Consider the following 17,345-nt stretch of genomic DNA (forward strand, 5'->3'; position numbering starts at 1 on the left):
CTATGCCGTAGGCGGGTAGCGGATAAATTTGCCGTTGTCTGCCTCTGCGGTGTGAGGAGCATTCTCCGCCCTCTGCGTGTGTACCAATAATAATCCCTCAATACCGAGCCCCCGTTGCCGCAAGGCGCGGGGGCAGCATTTAAGGTTAAGGTATGTCCGAGCAGTTCCTTTACTTTTTTCAGCAGATGTTCAACGGTCTGACGTTGGGCAGCACCTATGCGCTGATCGCCATTGGCTACACCATGGTTTACGGCATTATCGGCATGATTAACTTCGCGCACGGCGAAGTGTATATGATCGGTAGCTATGTCTCCTTTATTGTGATTGCGGCCCTGATGATGATGGGCATTGATGCTGGCTGGCTGCTGATTGGCACCGCTTTCATTGCCGCCGTGGTCATTTCCAGTGCTTATGGCTGGAGTATCGAACGGGTGGCCTACCGGCCGGTTCGAACGTCAAAACGCCTGATCGCGCTGATTTCCGCCATCGGGATGTCAATCTTCCTGCAAAACTACGTCAGCCTGAATCAGGGCTCACGTGATGTGGCGCTGCCGAGTCTGGTGACCGGTCAGTGGGTGCTGGGCGAAAGCAATGGCTTTGCCGCAACCATTAGCTCCATGCAGCTGATCATTTGGATTGTTACGTTCCTCGCCATGCTGGCGCTGACGTTGTTCATTCGCTATTCCCGTATGGGACGCGCCTGCCGCGCCTGCGCGGAAGACCTGAAAATGGCGAGCCTGCTGGGTATCAGCACCGATCGCGTCATTTCCCTGACCTTCGTTATCGGTGCGCTCATGGCCGCTGTTGCTGGCGTGCTGCTGGGGCAGTTTTATGGCGTCATCAACCCCTATATTGGCTTTATGGCTGGGATGAAAGCCTTTACCGCGGCGGTATTGGGCGGCATCGGCAGTATCCCTGGTGCGATGATCGGTGGGCTGATTCTGGGCGTAGCCGAAGCGTTGACGTCCGCGTACCTGAGCACGGAATACAAAGATGCGGTGTCGTTTGCCCTGTTGATTGTGGTGCTGCTGGTGATGCCTACCGGCATTCTGGGTCGTCCGGAGGTTGAGAAAGTATGAAACAGCTCAACCTATTTAACGCGCTGGTTTCCGCGTTCATGTTGCTGGTGCTTGCCTCGTTCTTAATGGGCATGCAGCTGGCGTTGGATGGCACCAAACTGGTGGTGCGCGGTGCCGATGAAGTGCGCTGGTACTGGATTGGCGCAGGCTGCATCGTGGTGTTCTTCTTCCAGCTGATCCGCCCGTTCTTCCAGCAAAGCATCAAGAAATTTTCCGCGCCGTCGCTGGTGCTGCCGAGCTTTGATGGCAGTACGCCGCGGCAGAAGGTATTGGCTGCGGCATTGATTATCGCGGCCATCGCCTGGCCGTTTCTGGTGTCGCGCGGTACGGTGGATATCGCCACCCTCACGCTGATTTACGTGATGCTGGGTCTGGGTTTGAACGTGGTGGTTGGCCTGTCTGGCCTGCTGGTATTGGGCTACGGCGGGTTTTACGCCATCGGCGCGTATACCTATGCGCTGCTGAACCACTATTACGGATTGGGCTTCTGGGAAAGTCTGCCGCTGGCGGGCATGACGGCGGCGCTGTCCGGTTTCCTGCTCGGTTTCCCGGTGCTGCGTTTGCGCGGCGACTATCTGGCGATTGTGACGCTCGGGTTTGGTGAGATTGTCCGTATCCTGTTGCTGAATAACACCGAAATTACCGGTGGCCCGAACGGCATCAGCCAGATCCCTAAACCGACTTTCTTTGGTCTGGAATTCAGCCGCAGCGCGCGCGATGGCGGCTGGGATACGTTCCACAATTTCTTCGGTCTGCAATACGACCCCAGCGACCGTATTATCTTCCTGTATCTGGTTGCGCTGCTGCTGGTCGTACTGACCCTATTTGTGATTAACCGCCTGCTGCGGATGCCGCTGGGACGTGCGTGGGAAGCGCTGCGCGACGATGAAATCGCCTGTCGTTCTCTGGGCCTGAGCCCAACGCGCATCAAGCTGACGGCCTTTACTATCAGCGCCGCGTTTGCAGGTTTTGCCGGTACGCTGTTTGCCGCGCGTCAGGGCTTCGTCAGCCCGGAATCGTTCACGTTTGCCGAGTCTGCCTTTGTGCTGGCCATCGTCGTGCTGGGCGGAATGGGGTCGCAGTTTGCGGTCATTCTCGCGGCAATCCTGCTGGTGGTGTCTCGTGAGCTGATGCGCGATCTGAATGAATACAGCATGCTGTTGCTGGGTGCATTGATGGTTCTGATGATGATTTGGCGTCCGCAAGGTCTGCTGCCGATGAAGCGTCCTGAGATGAAGTTGAAAGTCGCGAAGAAGGAAGAGCAAGCATGAGCACGCAGCCACTATTATCAGTCAGAGGTCTGATGATGCGTTTTGGCGGCCTGCTGGCGGTCAACAACGTTGAAATGGATATTCATGCTGGCGAAATCGTCTCGCTGATCGGCCCGAACGGGGCAGGGAAAACCACGGTCTTCAACTGCCTGACCGGTTTTTATCGCCCGAGCGGCGGCACCATCATGCTGCGCGAACGTCATCTGGAAGGGTTACCGGGACAGGCCATTGCCCGTATGGGCGTGGTGCGTACGTTCCAGCACGTTCGCCTGTTCCGTGAAATGACGGTGGTGGAAAACCTGCTGGTGGCGCAGCATCAACATCTGAAAAGCGGCGTGTTTGCCGGGCTGTTGAAAACGCCGGGCTTTCGTCGTGCGGAAGCCGATGCGCAGGAGCGCGCTGCGGTGTGGCTGGAGCGCATCGGTCTGCTGGATTTAGCGAACCGTCAGGCGGGAAATCTGGCTTATGGCCAGCAGCGCCGTCTGGAAATTGCCCGCTGTATGGTGACGCGGCCTGAACTGCTGATGCTGGACGAGCCTGCGGCCGGCCTGAACCCGAAAGAAACTGACGAGTTAAATCAGCTGATTGTGGAACTGCGCGATAGCCATCAGGTATCGGTGCTGTTGATTGAACACGATATGAAGCTGGTCATGGGAATTTCCGACCGGATTTATGTTGTCAATCAGGGCACGCCGCTGGCACAGGGTACTCCAGCGGAAATTCGTAACAACCCGGATGTCATTCGTGCCTATCTGGGTGAAGGATAACGTTTATGCTGTCATTACATCAGGTTTCCGCCCACTACGGAAAAATTCAGGCGCTGCATCAGGTCAGCCTGCATATTAATCAGGGCGAGATTGTTACGCTTATCGGTGCGAACGGCGCGGGTAAAACCACGCTGCTGGGCACGCTGTGCGGGGATCCGCGCGCAACGGAAGGCACCATCACGTTTGACGGTAAGGACATTACGAACTGGCAGACTGCGCAGATTATGCGTGAAGCGATCGCGATTGTGCCGGAAGGCCGTCGCGTCTTTTCCCGCATGACGGTAGAAGAAAATCTGGCGATGGGTGGGTTCTTTGCCGATCGCGAGCAGTATCAGGAACGTATTGCGCGTGTCTACGATCTGTTCCCGCGCCTGTATGAGCGCCGCGCCCAGCGTTCCGGCACCATGTCTGGCGGTGAGCAGCAGATGCTGGCGATTGGCCGTGCGCTGATGAGCCAGCCGCGTTTACTGCTGCTGGACGAGCCGTCGCTGGGGCTGGCGCCGATTATCATCCTGCAAATTTTCGATACCATCCAGCAACTGCGTGAAGAGGGCATGACCATCTTCCTGGTGGAGCAGAATGCCAATCAGGCGCTGAAACTGGCCGACCGGGGCTATGTACTTGAAAACGGCCATGTCGTGTTGGAAGATACCGGTGCGGCATTGTTAGCTAATGAAGCGGTACGTTCGGCCTATCTGGGCGGATAATTTTTAGAGCAGATCTACCCTAAATCACTCGAGTGGCGGAAAGCCAACTCATATGCAGCTTGAGGGATGACAGGGGAATCGCTACCGGGCCGGTTTACCGGCCTGTTTCGTAGAAGGGTTAAGAAGAGATGGCCATTGAAGGGTTGTTAGCGCACCGCATCGCTCAGTTAAAAAGTTCCGCCATCCGTGAACTGCTGAAACACAGCAAGATGGAAAATATTATCTCGCTGGCTGGCGGAATTCCGTCAGATGCTTTGTTTGATTTTGAAGGGCTAAACCAGGCTACGCAGTTAGCGATTACCGAACAGCCGAAAACGGCATTCCAGTATGGCTTAACCGAAGGCAGCGGCGTGCTGCGTGAACGTATTGCCGATCTGTGCGCCGTGCGCGGCGTAAAAACGCGCGGCGACGATATTGTGGTGACGGCAGGTTCGCAGCAGGCGCTGGACCTGATTATGCGCGCGATGGTCGATCCGGGCGACGTGTTCGTCGTTGAGCGCCCGACTTATCTGGCGGCGCTGCAAACGCTGGAATTGGCGCAGGCGCAGGTGATGTCGGTGTCATCTGATGCCAACGGTATGGTCGTCGACGAGCTGGAAGCGCTGCTGAAGAAACAGCGCATTAAGGGCGTTTATATCGTCCCGAACTTCGGTAACCCAAGCGGTGTTACGCTAAGCGATGAACGCCGCCAGCAACTGATTCAGTTAGCGGAACGCTACGGTTTTGTCATTATCGAAGACGATCCCTATGGCGAGCTGCGATTCACCGAAGAGCGTAACGCAACGCTGTTCCAACTGGCGCAGGAGAAGCTGGGTAGCACGGAATACGTGTTGTATACCTCCACGTTCTCGAAGGTGCTGGCACCGGGGCTGCGTCTCGGCTGGGCGATTCTGCCGGATTGGCTGCTGCACAAAGTGGCGATTATCAAACAGGCCGCCGACCTGCACGCCAGCGCGCTGTCGCAGACCGTCGCGGAATGCTATCTGGGGCTGGGTCGTCTGGATTCACAGATTGAAAAAATTCGCCACGCCTATAAGCACAAAGGCGAACTGTTGGCGCAATTAGTCGAGAAGGAACTGGGTGATGTGATCACCTTCAACCAGCCGAAAGGCGGGATGTTCTTGTGGGCGAAGTTCCGTCAGGACGATTTCAACACGACGGAATGGCTGAAGAAAACGCTGGAACAGGGCGTTGTCTTCGTGCCAGGCGAGTTCTTTTTCCCAGACAATATCGATCACTCAACGCTGCGTCTGTCCTTTGCGACGGCAACGGATGAGCAAATGCATGAAGCGGTGGCGCGACTGCGTCGCGCGCTGTAAGCGCCAATAATGGGTTGTCCGTTAATGTGAAAAAACCGCTGATATTTCAGCGGTTTTTCTTTATAAGCGTAGCATTACCAGGCTGAGTGTTTAAAAGGTTTCCCAGTTCTGGTTACCTGAATTACCCGCAAACGCCAGTTTTGGCCTTTGCAGTGTAGCTATTGGTGGTACGACACGCTGTGGCTGGATACCGTCGATCTTGAAAACGCTCATCAATTCAACCAGATGTCTGGCCTGTTGGCTCAGGCTGTCTGCGGCTGAGGCTGATTCTTCAACCAGTGCGGCATTTTGCTGGGTGACCTGATCGAGCTGATTCACCGCATCATTCACCTGAGAAACGCCCTGTTCCTGCTCGTGGGTGGTCAGGCCGATCTCATTGATAAGGTTGGCGACACGCTGCGACTGATCTACGACTTCCCCGATGGTTACGCCCGCTTCGTTGACGAGTAGCTCACCCGCTTCTACTTTTCTGACGCTGATGCTAATCAGATCCTTGATTTCACGTGCTGCGGAAGCGGAACGCTGAGCCAACGAGCGTACTTCTCCGGCAACTACCGCGAACCCACGCCCCTGTTCCCCTGCTCGTGCGGCTTCGACGGCGGCGTTGAGCGCCAGAATGTTGGTCTGGAAAGCAATACCGTCAATCACACCGATAATATCGCCGATTTTACGCGAACTGGTAGTGATCTCTTCCATAGTTCGTACGACATGGTTAACGACATCCCCCCCTTTGCGGGCGGCGGCGCTGGCTGTATTCGCGAGCTGTGCAGCGCTACGCACGGTATCGGCGTTCTGTTTAACTGTGGTGTTCATTTGTTCCATGGAAGCGGCAGTTTCCTGTAGGTTCGCGGCCTGTTCTTCCGTGCGTTGACTCAGGTCGGTATTGCCGATGGCAATCTGGCTGGCACCGGTGGCGATAGATTCGCTGCTTTGATGGACTTGCCCGACAATACTGCTCAGGCTTTGGCGCATTTCTTCCATCGCGGCCAGAATGCTGGTGGTGTCTCCGGCACGCCGTTCAATGGCGATGGCAAGATTCCCCTGTGCGACCTGACGGGTAATCTCCAGCGTATAGGCCGGTTCGCCGCCCAACTGACGTTTGATTTTCCGGGTGATCCACCAGGCAATAACGCCTCCCAGCAGGGAAGCACACAGTGTGAGAACCAGCATTAATGTGCCAGCATTTAACGCTTCCTGCTCGGACTGGTCGGCGATGTTGACCGTGAGGTGCTTCTGCATCTCAACCATCTTATCCAGAATATCTAATACGCTGGTTTGTGTGGCTCGCACTTCCGTCAGCAAGAAATTACGAAATGCATCGTGTTGGCTGGACATGGCCATCTCGATGCCTTTTTTCACGCTATTTGTATACGCAGGCCGTACCTGCTCCAGCGTGGTGATCAGCGTTTTCGCGTCGTTATCCACGGCATTTTTACGTATTTGCGCCAGTAAATCACTATTACGTGAGATGGATTTCTCGATGCGATCCTTCTCCACTTTCATTTGTTGTTGATCGGTGAGAAGCGCAATATTTCTGATGGCACGAGCGACGATGTTGACGTTATCTTTCACTTCCTGCATCAGCAGTAGATTGGTAATGCGTACCTGTGACAAGGTCTGAATGTTGCCGCCGAGTTTTTCTAACTGGACGCGACCCAGTATGGCGACTAAAAACCCAATCACGATAATGAACGTAAACCCCGTTCCTAACATTTTTCCCAAGCTTATATTCTTCATGATGGTCCTTTTTTATTTATTGAAATTTGACACGGCAGGTGTCGTTATTTTTTGTTAAAAGGTGATGGTACAGATGCGATTCACCTCGTGAACTCCATGAATTTCATCATTCCACTTATCCCCTGATGTCTTTCTGATACAAGAAGGTCGCCCCGCTCGCTGTATTGGCAAAGGAGTAGGGCGTCACTTTCATGCACATTATGGAATATCTGTTGGAAATAGTTACAGACCAAGGGAATGACGAATAAAGTATAGACAATAACGCGGTAGTTTGATGGAAGAATAAACGTAACAAAAACCCCTGATTTATTAATTTCTCATAAATTAATATTATTTTCTTATCGCAATAAAAATAGATAAAAAATATTAATCAATGGCGGTCTGCCTAATAAGAGTCAGATCTTTTTCTTATCTTTTATTCTTTTGTAACTTTCCATTTTTAATTGTGATATTTATTAATGAGTGAGGGTTTTTTTAACTTATTATTTATTCCTTTTGTCCTGATACAATAAAAAGCCGCTGAAGGCTCAGCGGCTGTATTCTGTTTGCTACAAGGCCGAAAGATCTACCGATCGGCGCGTTCGTTAAAAGGTTTCCCAGTTGTCGCTGCTTGTGCCGCCTGCTTTGCTTGCCAGAGCCAGTCTCGGCGCTGTCGGTTGCTTCACCTGTGCGCTCAGGCGTGGCACCCGGGCTTGAACGCCGCTGATTTTGAACACGCCCATTAATTCCAACAGCATTCTGGCCTGCTGACTCAGACTGTCGGCGGCGGAGGCCGATTCTTCAACCAACGCGGCGTTCTGCTGGGTCACCTGATCGAGCTGATTCACTGCATCATTCACCTGAGCAACGCCCTGTTCCTGCTCGTGCGTTGTCAGGCCAATTTCACTGAGCAGGTTGGCAACATGCTGCGATTTTTCGACAATGTCTTTGATGGTGATGCCTGCGTCGTTCACCATCTTCTCACCCATTTCTACGTTAGCCACGCTGACGTTAATCAGATCCTTGATTTCACGGGCGGCGGAAGCGGAACGCTGCGCCAGAGAACGCACTTCACCCGCGACCACGGCGAAGCCACGGCCTTGTTCACCGGCTCTGGCTGCTTCAACGGCGGCGTTAAGTGCCAAAATGTTGGTCTGGAACGCAATGCTGTCGATAACGCCAATAATATCACCGATTTTACGCGAACTGGCGGTGATATCTTCCATAGTACGCACAACGTTATTGACCGCATCGCCGCCTTTTTGCGCCGTGGTGCTGGCTGAATGGGCTAGCTCCGTTGCGGTGCGCACGGTCGCCGCGTTCTGTTTCACCGTGGTATTCATCTGTTCCATTGAGGCGGCGGTTTCCTGAAGATTCGCGGCTTGTTCTTCCGTACGTTGGCTCAGATCGGTGTTGCCCATGGCAATCTGCGTAGCACCCGTGGCGATAGATTCGCTGCTCTGATGCACCTGACCGACGAGGTTGCTCAGGTTTTGACGCATATCTTCCATCGCCGCCAGCACGCTGGTGGTATCGCCATCGCGCAGTTCAATCGCAACGGCCAGATTCCCCTGTGCAACCTGACGCGTCACTTCCAGCGTGTAGGCTGGCTCACCCCCGAGCTGGCGCTTAATGGTTCGGGTAATCCACCATGAGATCATTGCGCCTAGCACGACAGAAAGCAGGGAGATGATGATCATCAGCCGACCTGCATTAGCGGCGCTCTTGGTCGAGTGGTCGGCATCGCTAACCGTCAATTTTTCTTGCCAATTAACCATATCATTCAGAGCGTTGAAGACGGTACTCTGTGTGGTTTGTACCTTGCTTAATAGCAGTTCATGAGCTTCTTTGTTCCTATATGCCATCGCTAGCGTGGTGGCTTCTTGCATACTGCTGAGATAGGCCGGGCGCACTTGCGCTAGCACGGAAACTAGCTCTCTGGCATGTTTATCGACCGTATTATCCTGTATTTTTACGAGTAGCGCGTTGTTGCGGGCAGTCGTGGCTTCGATAAGGGCTTTTTTTTCCTGCATCTGCTGCTCATCTTCTAGCAAAACTAAATCTCTGATGGCAATGGCGTTACTGTTCAGATTATCTTTGAATTCGTCCATCATCAGGAGATTAGAAAGGCGAACCTGCGACAGTTGTTGGGTATTTTCTCCCAGTTTGTCTAACTGGATATGACCGAATATCGCCACGAGAAAACCGATGGCGATGACCAGAGTAAAGCCAGTCCCTAGCATTTTACCCAGGCTGCTATTTTTGATAAAATTCATTGTGTCCCTTATTATATGATGAAAATGAATATTGTTGGCGTCGCATGCTTTAAATGTGAAATAGGCGTTGCGTAAACGTATTTATTTTGCAAATACCATCACGTTGATACCTTAAAATTTCGAGTCGCAGAAAGATGAAAAAATAGGCGACTTGAAGGGTGGCAGGTATATCTTTTTCCGTAATCGTTGTCCGTTTTTCTTGGCGAATAAACCTATTCTGCGTTTACTTTATCCTGTCACGTGCTTCGCTAAGTGATGATCCTGTCTGGCGCCGTGGGATCTATTCCGATAAGAGGAAATGATGGTGCAGAAGTATAAAAGGCGGAGGAAAAAGCCGCAATATCTCTATGAATTAGAGAGAAAATAAACTGCAGCCAAGCTGTAATGTTAAATTGACAGTCATGTGAATAGACGTTGTGGTTATAGCTTTTTTCTTATTTATTCAACGATAAAGCGGTATTTATTCTTTTTCTCTAACGACATGATGATTCTACCCGCGTATATTCGATTTTTTTTATAATCGAAGAGTTGCCATGTGTCTTCCTTTTTATTGATTCTATTTTTATTGCACTGAATGTAAAGTTAATTGCGATTTTTTCTTTTTTATTAATTGCTTTTCCCTATTGAAAAAAATTGGCGCGTTTCTTCAATCCATACGGGGAAAGTATACGGGTTGGAAAAGAATGTGGATTGAAAAAATGTATGGCGGAAAAGCATACGTCGTGGCACGTGCTGAGTCGTCATGCGAGGAATTCAGGTCGGAAGGGGATAAAAAACGCCGATCGCTTAGCGGATTCGGCGTTTTTTGATTAACCGTTAAAAGGTTTCCCAGTTTTGCTTATCGTTTCCCGCTTTGCTTTTAGGCTTGGCCAGCGAGAGCGTGGCTCCGCCAGGCATTTTCAACTGCGGGGCAGAGCGCTGCGACGATCCGCCTTCAACGATGAAGACTTTCATCAACTCGACCAGATGGGCAGCCTGTTCGCTTAGGCTATCGGCCGCAGACGCGGATTGCTCAACGAGTGCGGCGTTCTGCTGTGTGACCTGATCGAGTTGGTTCACGGCCTCATGAATCTGCGAAACGCCGGATTCTTGTTCCTGCGTGGTAATGCCAATTTCGTTAATCAGATCGGCAACGTGGCGTGCCTGACGAACCAGCTCTTCAATCGTCGTTCCCGCATCGCTGACCAGTGCGGAGCCTGTCTCCACTTTCTCGACGCTGTGGCCGATCAATTCTTTAATCTCTTTGGCCGCAGTGGCGGAGCGTTGTGCCAGCGAGCGAACTTCGCCGGCCACCACGGCAAAGCCACGGCCTTGCTCACCGGCCCGTGCGGCTTCTACCGCGGCGTTGAGTGCCAGAATGTTGGTTTGGAAAGCGATGCCGTCGATGACGCTGATGATGTCGCTAATCTTATGCGAGCTGTCGGTAATTTCTTTCATGGTGACCACGATATTGCCGACGGCTTCACCACCTTTAGCGGCGGTATTGCTGGCGGCCTGCGCCAGTTGAGCAGCGTTACGCACCGTATCGGCATTTTGACGCACCGTTTGGCTCATTTCTTCCGTAGAAGCTGCGGTTTGTTGCAGGTTGGCCGCCTGCTCTTCCGTGCGCTGGCTGAGATCCGCGCTGCCAGCAGCAATCTGTCTGGCACCAGTGGCGATAGATTCGCTGCTCTCACGTACCTGTTCAACGATGCTGCCCAGGCTTTTTCGCATGTTATTCATCGCGAATAGCAAGCTGGTATTGTCGCCTGACGTAAGAGCGACCGGTATTGCGAGATTACCTTGTGCGATTTCCTGTGTTACCTGTGTGGCATAGGCCGGTTCGCCCCCTAACTGTTTCTTCACGTGCCGGGTAATCAACCACGCGATCAGGCTGCCTATCAGTGCACCGAGAATAGAGACAATAAGTAATGAATTTCCGTCACTATAGGACTCTTCAATGGCTTCGTCAGCAAGTTGCGTGGTGAAGTCTTTCTGCAACTGAATCATGGTGCTTATATTATTGAACATCTTTGTTTGCACAGGTTCGAGCTGCGTTCTGACTAACTCCGTTGATTCAGCTTGTTGATTGTTTAGGGACAGGGTAATGGACTGGCGTCCCAGTGTGGCAAAAGCTGTACGGTTTTGCTGGAATTCGGGCAAAATCGCACGGACTTCTGCCGCTTGTAATTTTTCTTCTAATGCAGCTAATAGCTGGGTATTTTTTGCGCTTGTGGTTTCGATTAACTTCTGGTTGGATTCCAATACATTTCTGTCTTTTGCGACCAACATACGCAATGTCGCTTTAATCGTAATATTCAGGTTATCCTTCAATTCTTGCATGACCATCAAATTGGCAAGATTGCTTTTCACCAGGCGGTCTGTTGTGCTACCTAGCTCGACAAGGTGGGCTCTGCCGAAGCTTGCGACTAATACCCCGATAAAGATAATGATAGAAAAACCGAAACCGATCAGAGTACCCAATTTCATATTTTTTATACGCTGCATGTTACCCTCATTGCTATTTAAAATAGCTATTGTGAATGGCATTTTATGTTACGCCAGCGGTATGCTGATGTGTTCGTTGAGCTGCCCAACGTTGTTTGAAATATCGGCACATTTGGGAAAAGATTGATTTTAATTGTCACTGTTGTGGGGTGGAGTAGGATACTGGAAAAGTACGGGTGCAATAGATCTCTGGGATAATGGTCAGATGAGATGCAGAAAAATCGTCAGGAAGGGGAGAAAAACCGCTGAATATCAGCGGTTTTTCCTTTAGTGAAACGTCGTAAGGGGTGAAACGTTAAGGGGTTTACATCACCAGCCATAATGCCCAGGTGAAGAGGAATCCGGCCAGTCCGAGGATGGTGGTCAGTACCGTCCAGGTGCGCAGACCATCGGCGACAGACAGCCCCAGATACTTGGTGACGATCCAGAAACCGGAGTCATTAACGTGGGACAGTCCCAATCCGCCAAAGCAGGCAGAAAGCGTTACCAGCACCAGTTGCATCTGGTTCAAGCCGCTGACGGCTTCACTCAACAGGCCGCAGGTGGTAAGAATGGCGACGGTGGCGGAGCCTTGCGAGGCGCGCAGCGCCAACGACAGAATAAAGGCGGCAGGCACCAGCGGCAGGTGAATGCTGGTCAGCGTATCCGCCAGCGCTTTACCGATGCCGGATTCCACCAGCACTTTACCGAATACGCCACCCGCACCGGTCACCATGATGACGACGGCAGCAGCGGGCATCGCGTCTCCCATGACGTTCCCGGTCTTTTCAAGTGACCAGCCTCTGCGCGTGGCGATAAAGTAGAATGCCAGCGCGAGAGCGATGAGCAACGCTACCGCAGGGGAACCGACTAATGTGGTGATATTACGTAGCGGGTGGCCCGCAGGGAATAACGTTGCAGCAACGGTGCCGAGCATGATAATCGCGATAGGAATGACGATCAACGCGGTCACCAGACTGGCGGAAGGCGCATTCTTATGCGGTGCTACCTCACTTTTGTCTTCCGTTTTCGCTAATTGTAATTGCTCTAACACATCAACAGACAAGGCGTATTGGCGGCGGTTGAGATACTTGGCAACCCAGAAGCCGATAATGCCGACAGGAATAGAGATCGCCAGACCTAATATGGTCAACCAACCCACATCGGCTTTTAATAGACTGGCTGCGGCCACCGGGCCAGGGTGCGGAGGGAGCGCAACGTGGACAGTCAGCATCACACCCGCAACGGGCAGACCGAATTTCAGTGGAGAGACTTTGGCGACTTTGGCGAAACCATAAATAATCGGTGCCAGGATAATAAACCCGACGTCAAAGAATACCGGAATGCCGAGAATAAATGCCGCCATCGTCAGTGCAGCAATAACGCGCTTTTCTCCCAGTGTTTGCGTGAATTTTCTGGCCAGCGATTCAGCGCCGCCGGAAATTTCGATCATCCTTCCCAGCATGGCTCCCAGTCCAATGATCATCGTGATCGAACCGAGTACTCCACCCATACCGCTGGTCATCACTTTCATTATTTCTTCTGTCGGTATTCCGGTTGCTAGTGCAACTAACAGGCTGACAATTAGCAGAGCAACAAAAGGCTGAACTTTTAATTTAATGACCATCAGCAGCAGGAGTAATACCCCTGCGACAGCGATGCAGAGTAAGAGCGAGGTGGCCATATTCTTATCCTCATTGACCCGTCTTTTCAATTCAGAGGCTGAAAAGGTACTGGGCATCGATTGTTATTTTGAGAAAAAGCACCGAAATTCCCGTAATAAATACGGGAATCGGTCTTCTTCCGTTTTTTATTTATTAATCTTTCTCTGGTGTTGATTTTATTTTTTCAGGTTTGTAATTATTTTTTCTCCAGCCAGGGTTTAGCCCATCCCAATCCGTCTTCGGTTTTACCACGCGGGTTATATTCACAGCCAACCCAGCCGGAATAATTCACGCGATCTAATTCGGCAAAGATAAATGGATAATTAATTTCCCCTTCATCAGGTTCATGTCGCGCAGGGACAGAAGCAATTTGAATATGTCCGATACGGCCATCCAAATCGTGAATAATTTGTGCCAGGTTGCCATCGACAATTTGTGCATGGAAGAAATCCAGCTGGATATAGACGTTCGGCCGATCGATCAGGTTGGCTAATTCCAGCGCCTGATACTGGCTGGCGAACAGATAATTGGGTTTCACCTTCGCGCTCAGTGCCTCAATCATGATATTGATGCCGTGCGGCGCAAACTTATCGGCGGCGTAGCGTAGGTTATCGATAAAGGTTTGCTGGTAGGCCGCGCGGTCTTCACCGGGCGGGACGACGCCGCCCATCACCAGCACCGAGGGGCAGTTCAGCGCCAGCGCATATTCCAGAGCGTTATCAATATCCCGGCGAGCATCCTCAATGCGGTCGGGCAGGGCAGACACGCCCCATTCGCCTGCGGCAACATTGCCGGGTGCGGTATTGAACAACACCTGCTTTAAGCCATTTTCCCGCAGTTTTTCCGCCAGCAGCGGTGCCGGATATTCATAAGGAAACAGATACTCGACCGAGGTGAAACCCGCATCGGCAGCGGCTTTAAAACGATCGAGAAACGGCACGTCGGTAAACAGCATAGAAAGATTGGCAGCAAACTTAGGCATGGTTAACTCCTCGGTTCAGCAAAAAATGGCTCATCAAGAGAGCTCTGCAATATCGTCAGCGGTGAGGTAGCGAATTTTTCGGTCACCGAGAATAAAAATAAGCTTGGCGGTTTCTTCCAGCTCTTCCATGTTGTCCGCCGCCGCGCGTAGATCCTTGCCGGTGACGACCGGGCCGTGGTTAGCCAATAAGAACGCCTTGTAACGCGAAGCCAGCTTCGCCAGATCTTCCCCGAGCCGGGCATCGCCGGGACGGTAATAAGGGACGACGGGCACTTTACCGACGCGCATCACCACATAAGGTGTGAACGGCTTGATGGCATCCTGCGTATCCAACCCTTCCAGACAGGAGAGCGCGGTCAGATAGGTGCTGTGCAGGTGCACGATCGCTTTGCACTCGGAATCGTTACGGTAAATCGACAGATGAAAGCTGACTTCTTTCGACGGCTTATCCCCGGAGATCCACTCGCCGCTCAGGCTGACTTTGGACAGCCGCTCGGCATCCAGATCGCCGAGGCAGGAGCCAGTCGGCGTTGCCAGCAGCGTGCCGTCATCCAGTAGCAGCGAGAGGTTGCCCGCTGAGCCAGTGGCGTAGCCGCGCTGGAAAAAGGACGCGCCCAGCTTGACCATTTCCGCGCGTGCGCGCTGCTCGTTGTTCAACGCGGCTTCGGTGCTGTGGTGTTTTTCACTCATGCGGCAAACTCCTTTTGGGCGCGGGCAAAAAAGTCTTCATCACCAAAATTGCCGGATTTCAGCGCCAGCGAGAGTGGGTGATTGGTGGAACGCACCCACGGCACGCCGGGAGAAATGGACGGCCCGATATGGAACGCGTGAATACCCAGCGTTTGCACCACGATGCTGGAGGTTTCACCGCCCGCGATAATGAAGCGCTGGAAGCCCTCCTGCTGAAGCTGGCGAGCGACGGTGGCAAACAGTTTCTCCACCGCCTGGCTGCTGGCTTCTGCCCCCCAGCGCTGCTGAATCTGTGCCAGTTCGTCAGGTGATGACGTGGCGTACAGCAGTGGCGCGAGCACATCGTCACGGTGGGATTTCACCCAGGCAACCAGTTCCTGCACGTAGGATTCATCGCCTTGCAGGCTGCGAGCGACGTCAATGGCGCGACCCGCCGCCTGTTTCAGGTACTGGGCGACCTGCTTATTGGTCATTACAGAACAGGAACCGGACAGCACAACGCCTGCGCCGGACTGCGGCTTGCCCGCCTCGGTGGCGGAACCGGTTTGTGCTGCAGACTCTGCCCATTGGCGTGCCAGTCCAATCGCCAGGCCGGATCCACCGGTGACCAGCTTCATATCGCGTAGCGCTTCGCCCTGCGTGAGTAGATGCTGTTCGTTCAGCGTATCCAGCACCACATAGCGCATACCTTGTTCTTTCAACTGGGTCAGCCGCTGTTTAACGGCTTCCGCCCCTTGATCCATCACGGCATATGGCACCAGCCCGCAGCGTCCGGCTGCCTGCTGTTCCATGACGCGCATCAGGTTGCTGTCCGTCATTGGCGTAACCGGATGGTGACGCATCCCGGATTCGGACAGCAGCTGATCCATCACGAATAAATGCCCTTGATAGACAGTTCGGCCGTTCACCGGCAGCGCCGGAGAGATAATAGTCTGCGTTTCACCGAGCTGTTCCAACAGCGCATCGGTCACCGGACCGATGTTGCCTTTCGCGGTGCTGTCGAAGGTGGAGCAATATTTAAAGTAGAACTGCTGGCAACCCTGCTGTTGCAGCCACGCCAGCGCCTTAAGGGAATCCGCGACCGCCTGCTCCGCTGGGCAGGAGCGCGATTTCAGGCTAATGACCACAGCCTGCGTCTCAACCTTAAAATCGGATGGCGGCACGCCGTTGAGCTGGACGGTTGGCAGCCCGTTGTTCACCAGAAAGCTGGCGATGTCCGTGGCACCGGTAAAGTCGTCGGCAATCACACCTAACTTGATCATGGTGCCTCCTTCTTTTCCGGCAGCGTAATGCCGTTAAAAATCTTGATGACCGCGCTGTCGTCTTCTTTACCGAATCCGGCGTTGCTGGCGGCGGTAAACATGTTGAATGCAGTGGAGGCCAGCGGCAGCGGGAAGTGCAGCGATTTGGCGGTTTCGGTGACCAATCCCAGATCTTTCACGAAGATATCCACAGCGGATTTCGGCGTGTAGTCGCCGTCTACCACGTGGCGCATACGGTTCTCAAACATCCAGGAGTTCCCGGCAGCGTTGGTCACCACGTCGTACATGATATCCAGCGGGATGTCGGCACGAGCGGCCAGCGCCATCGCTTCTGCCCCGGCGGCGATGTGTACGCCAGCCAATAGCTGATGGATAATTTTAACCGTCGCACCCAGCCCGATCTCTTCACCAATGCGGTAAACCTTGCCTGCCAAGGCGTCGAGTACCGGTTTCAGTTTCTCAAAAGCCAGATCGGAGCCGGATGCCATCACCGTCATGTCGCCAGCGGCGGCTTTAGCCGCACCACCGGAGACCGGCGCATCCAGCATAATCAACTGATGTTCTGCCAGGCGCTGCTCAATATTTTTGGCATCCTGCGCAGAGATCGTGGAAGACACCATGACCACCGTACCGGGCTTGAGCTTCGCCGCAACCTGCGGTTCACCAAACAAAATCCCGTTGACCTGTGCGGCGTTCACCACCAGCAGCACGACGGCATCCAGCTTGTCGGCAAAGGCATCAATACGTGTATCTGCCTGCGCTGCTCCTGCCTGACGTAATCTTTCCAGTGCCTGCGGGTTGATATCGACACCGTATGTTGTCAGGCCAGCGTTGATGCAGGATGCCGCAGCGCCAAACCCCATGGAACCCAGACCGATAACGGCGACAGCATAATCAGAAGTCTTTTTCATCGTGGTTGCCTTGTTAAAATTAGTGATTTTTTGTTCTATGGTGTTAAATATAAGGACTATCAGAACAAATTATGGTGATTTTTATCACATAAATTAACATTGAGATCGTGATGATTCAGTGTAGCTGAACACCGCAGGGAAAGAGATATTCTTAATTACCTTTATATATCATGTGATTATGAATATTTTGGTGTTACGTGACGATGGGCGCAGTTATGCTTGGTGTAGTTTATGA

13 protein-coding genes are annotated in these 17,345 nt (G+C 52.7%); 5 read left to right on the forward strand and 8 right to left on the reverse strand.

Annotated elements, in window-relative coordinates; translation table 11 throughout:
- The first annotated feature begins 152 nt into the window (after positions 1-152).
- The 5 genes from livH to O1Q74_RS00535 all read left to right on the forward strand — a co-directional run bounded on the left by livH (position 153) and on the right by O1Q74_RS00535 (position 5,143).
- Positions 153-1,079: a high-affinity branched-chain amino acid ABC transporter permease LivH gene (livH, locus tag O1Q74_RS00515; protein ID WP_271875497.1), complete on the forward strand. Its 927-nt coding sequence runs from the start codon at positions 153-155 to the stop codon at positions 1,077-1,079.
- Positions 1,076-2,350, forward strand: a complete 1,275-nt coding sequence (locus tag O1Q74_RS00520) for a high-affinity branched-chain amino acid ABC transporter permease LivM (RefSeq protein ID WP_271875499.1) — start codon at positions 1,076-1,078, stop codon at positions 2,348-2,350. Before livH ends, O1Q74_RS00520 begins: the two co-directional genes overlap by 4 nt.
- A complete protein-coding gene (livG, locus tag O1Q74_RS00525; RefSeq protein ID WP_271875500.1) occupies positions 2,347-3,117 on the forward strand; it encodes a high-affinity branched-chain amino acid ABC transporter ATP-binding protein LivG in 771 nt (256 codons plus the stop codon). The genes O1Q74_RS00520 and livG overlap by 4 nt, the downstream gene beginning before the upstream one ends.
- Positions 3,118-3,122: 5 nt before the next feature.
- The gene (gene livF / locus O1Q74_RS00530) at positions 3,123-3,824 is read left to right on the forward strand and encodes a high-affinity branched-chain amino acid ABC transporter ATP-binding protein LivF (protein ID WP_012772851.1); all 702 of its coding nucleotides are present in this window, start codon (positions 3,123-3,125) and stop codon (positions 3,822-3,824) included.
- A gap of 128 nt (positions 3,825-3,952) precedes the next feature.
- Positions 3,953-5,143 (forward strand): aminotransferase-like domain-containing protein, encoded by a 1,191-nt coding sequence (locus O1Q74_RS00535; protein WP_271875502.1) that lies wholly within the window; start codon positions 3,953-3,955, stop codon positions 5,141-5,143.
- Between the two features lie 90 nt (positions 5,144-5,233).
- Here O1Q74_RS00535 and O1Q74_RS00540 read toward each other — a convergent pair whose 3' ends face one another.
- The 8 genes from O1Q74_RS00540 to ltnD all read right to left on the reverse strand — a co-directional run bounded on the left by O1Q74_RS00540 (position 5,234) and on the right by ltnD (position 17,110).
- On the reverse strand, positions 5,234-6,880 hold the full coding sequence (locus O1Q74_RS00540) for a methyl-accepting chemotaxis protein (protein WP_271875504.1): 1,647 nt from the start codon (positions 6,878-6,880) through the stop codon (positions 5,234-5,236).
- A 584-nt stretch (positions 6,881-7,464) separates the two neighbouring features.
- The gene (locus O1Q74_RS00545; RefSeq protein ID WP_271875505.1) at positions 7,465-9,135 is read right to left on the reverse strand and encodes a methyl-accepting chemotaxis protein; all 1,671 of its coding nucleotides are present in this window, start codon (positions 9,133-9,135) and stop codon (positions 7,465-7,467) included.
- A gap of 816 nt (positions 9,136-9,951) precedes the next feature.
- Positions 9,952-11,622 (reverse strand): methyl-accepting chemotaxis protein, encoded by a 1,671-nt coding sequence (locus tag O1Q74_RS00550; RefSeq protein ID WP_271875507.1) that lies wholly within the window; start codon positions 11,620-11,622, stop codon positions 9,952-9,954.
- A gap of 304 nt (positions 11,623-11,926) precedes the next feature.
- Complete coding sequence (locus O1Q74_RS00555; protein ID WP_271875509.1) at positions 11,927-13,285, reverse strand: GntP family transporter; 1,359 nt, start codon at positions 13,283-13,285, stop codon at positions 11,927-11,929.
- A gap of 176 nt (positions 13,286-13,461) precedes the next feature.
- On the reverse strand, positions 13,462-14,247 hold the full coding sequence (gene otnI, locus O1Q74_RS00560) for a 2-oxo-tetronate isomerase (protein ID WP_271875511.1): 786 nt from the start codon (positions 14,245-14,247) through the stop codon (positions 13,462-13,464).
- Positions 14,248-14,280: 33 nt separating this feature from the next.
- The gene (otnC, locus tag O1Q74_RS00565) at positions 14,281-14,937 is read right to left on the reverse strand and encodes a 3-oxo-tetronate 4-phosphate decarboxylase (RefSeq protein WP_271875512.1); all 657 of its coding nucleotides are present in this window, start codon (positions 14,935-14,937) and stop codon (positions 14,281-14,283) included.
- Positions 14,934-16,199 carry a 3-oxo-tetronate kinase gene (gene otnK, locus O1Q74_RS00570; protein ID WP_271875514.1) on the reverse strand — a complete coding sequence of 422 codons (1,266 nt, stop codon included), beginning with the start codon at positions 16,197-16,199 and terminating at the stop codon, positions 14,934-14,936. Before otnK ends, otnC begins: the two co-directional genes overlap by 4 nt.
- Entirely contained in the window at positions 16,196-17,110 is a 915-nt protein-coding gene (ltnD, locus tag O1Q74_RS00575) for an L-threonate dehydrogenase (protein ID WP_271875516.1), read from the reverse strand. Before ltnD ends, otnK begins: the two co-directional genes overlap by 4 nt.
- Positions 17,111-17,345: the final 235 nt, after the last annotated feature.

It is taken from the genome of Pectobacterium sp. A5351 (genome assembly GCF_028335745.1).
In the GTDB taxonomy this organism is placed as follows: Bacteria; Pseudomonadota; Gammaproteobacteria; order Enterobacterales; family Enterobacteriaceae; genus Pectobacterium.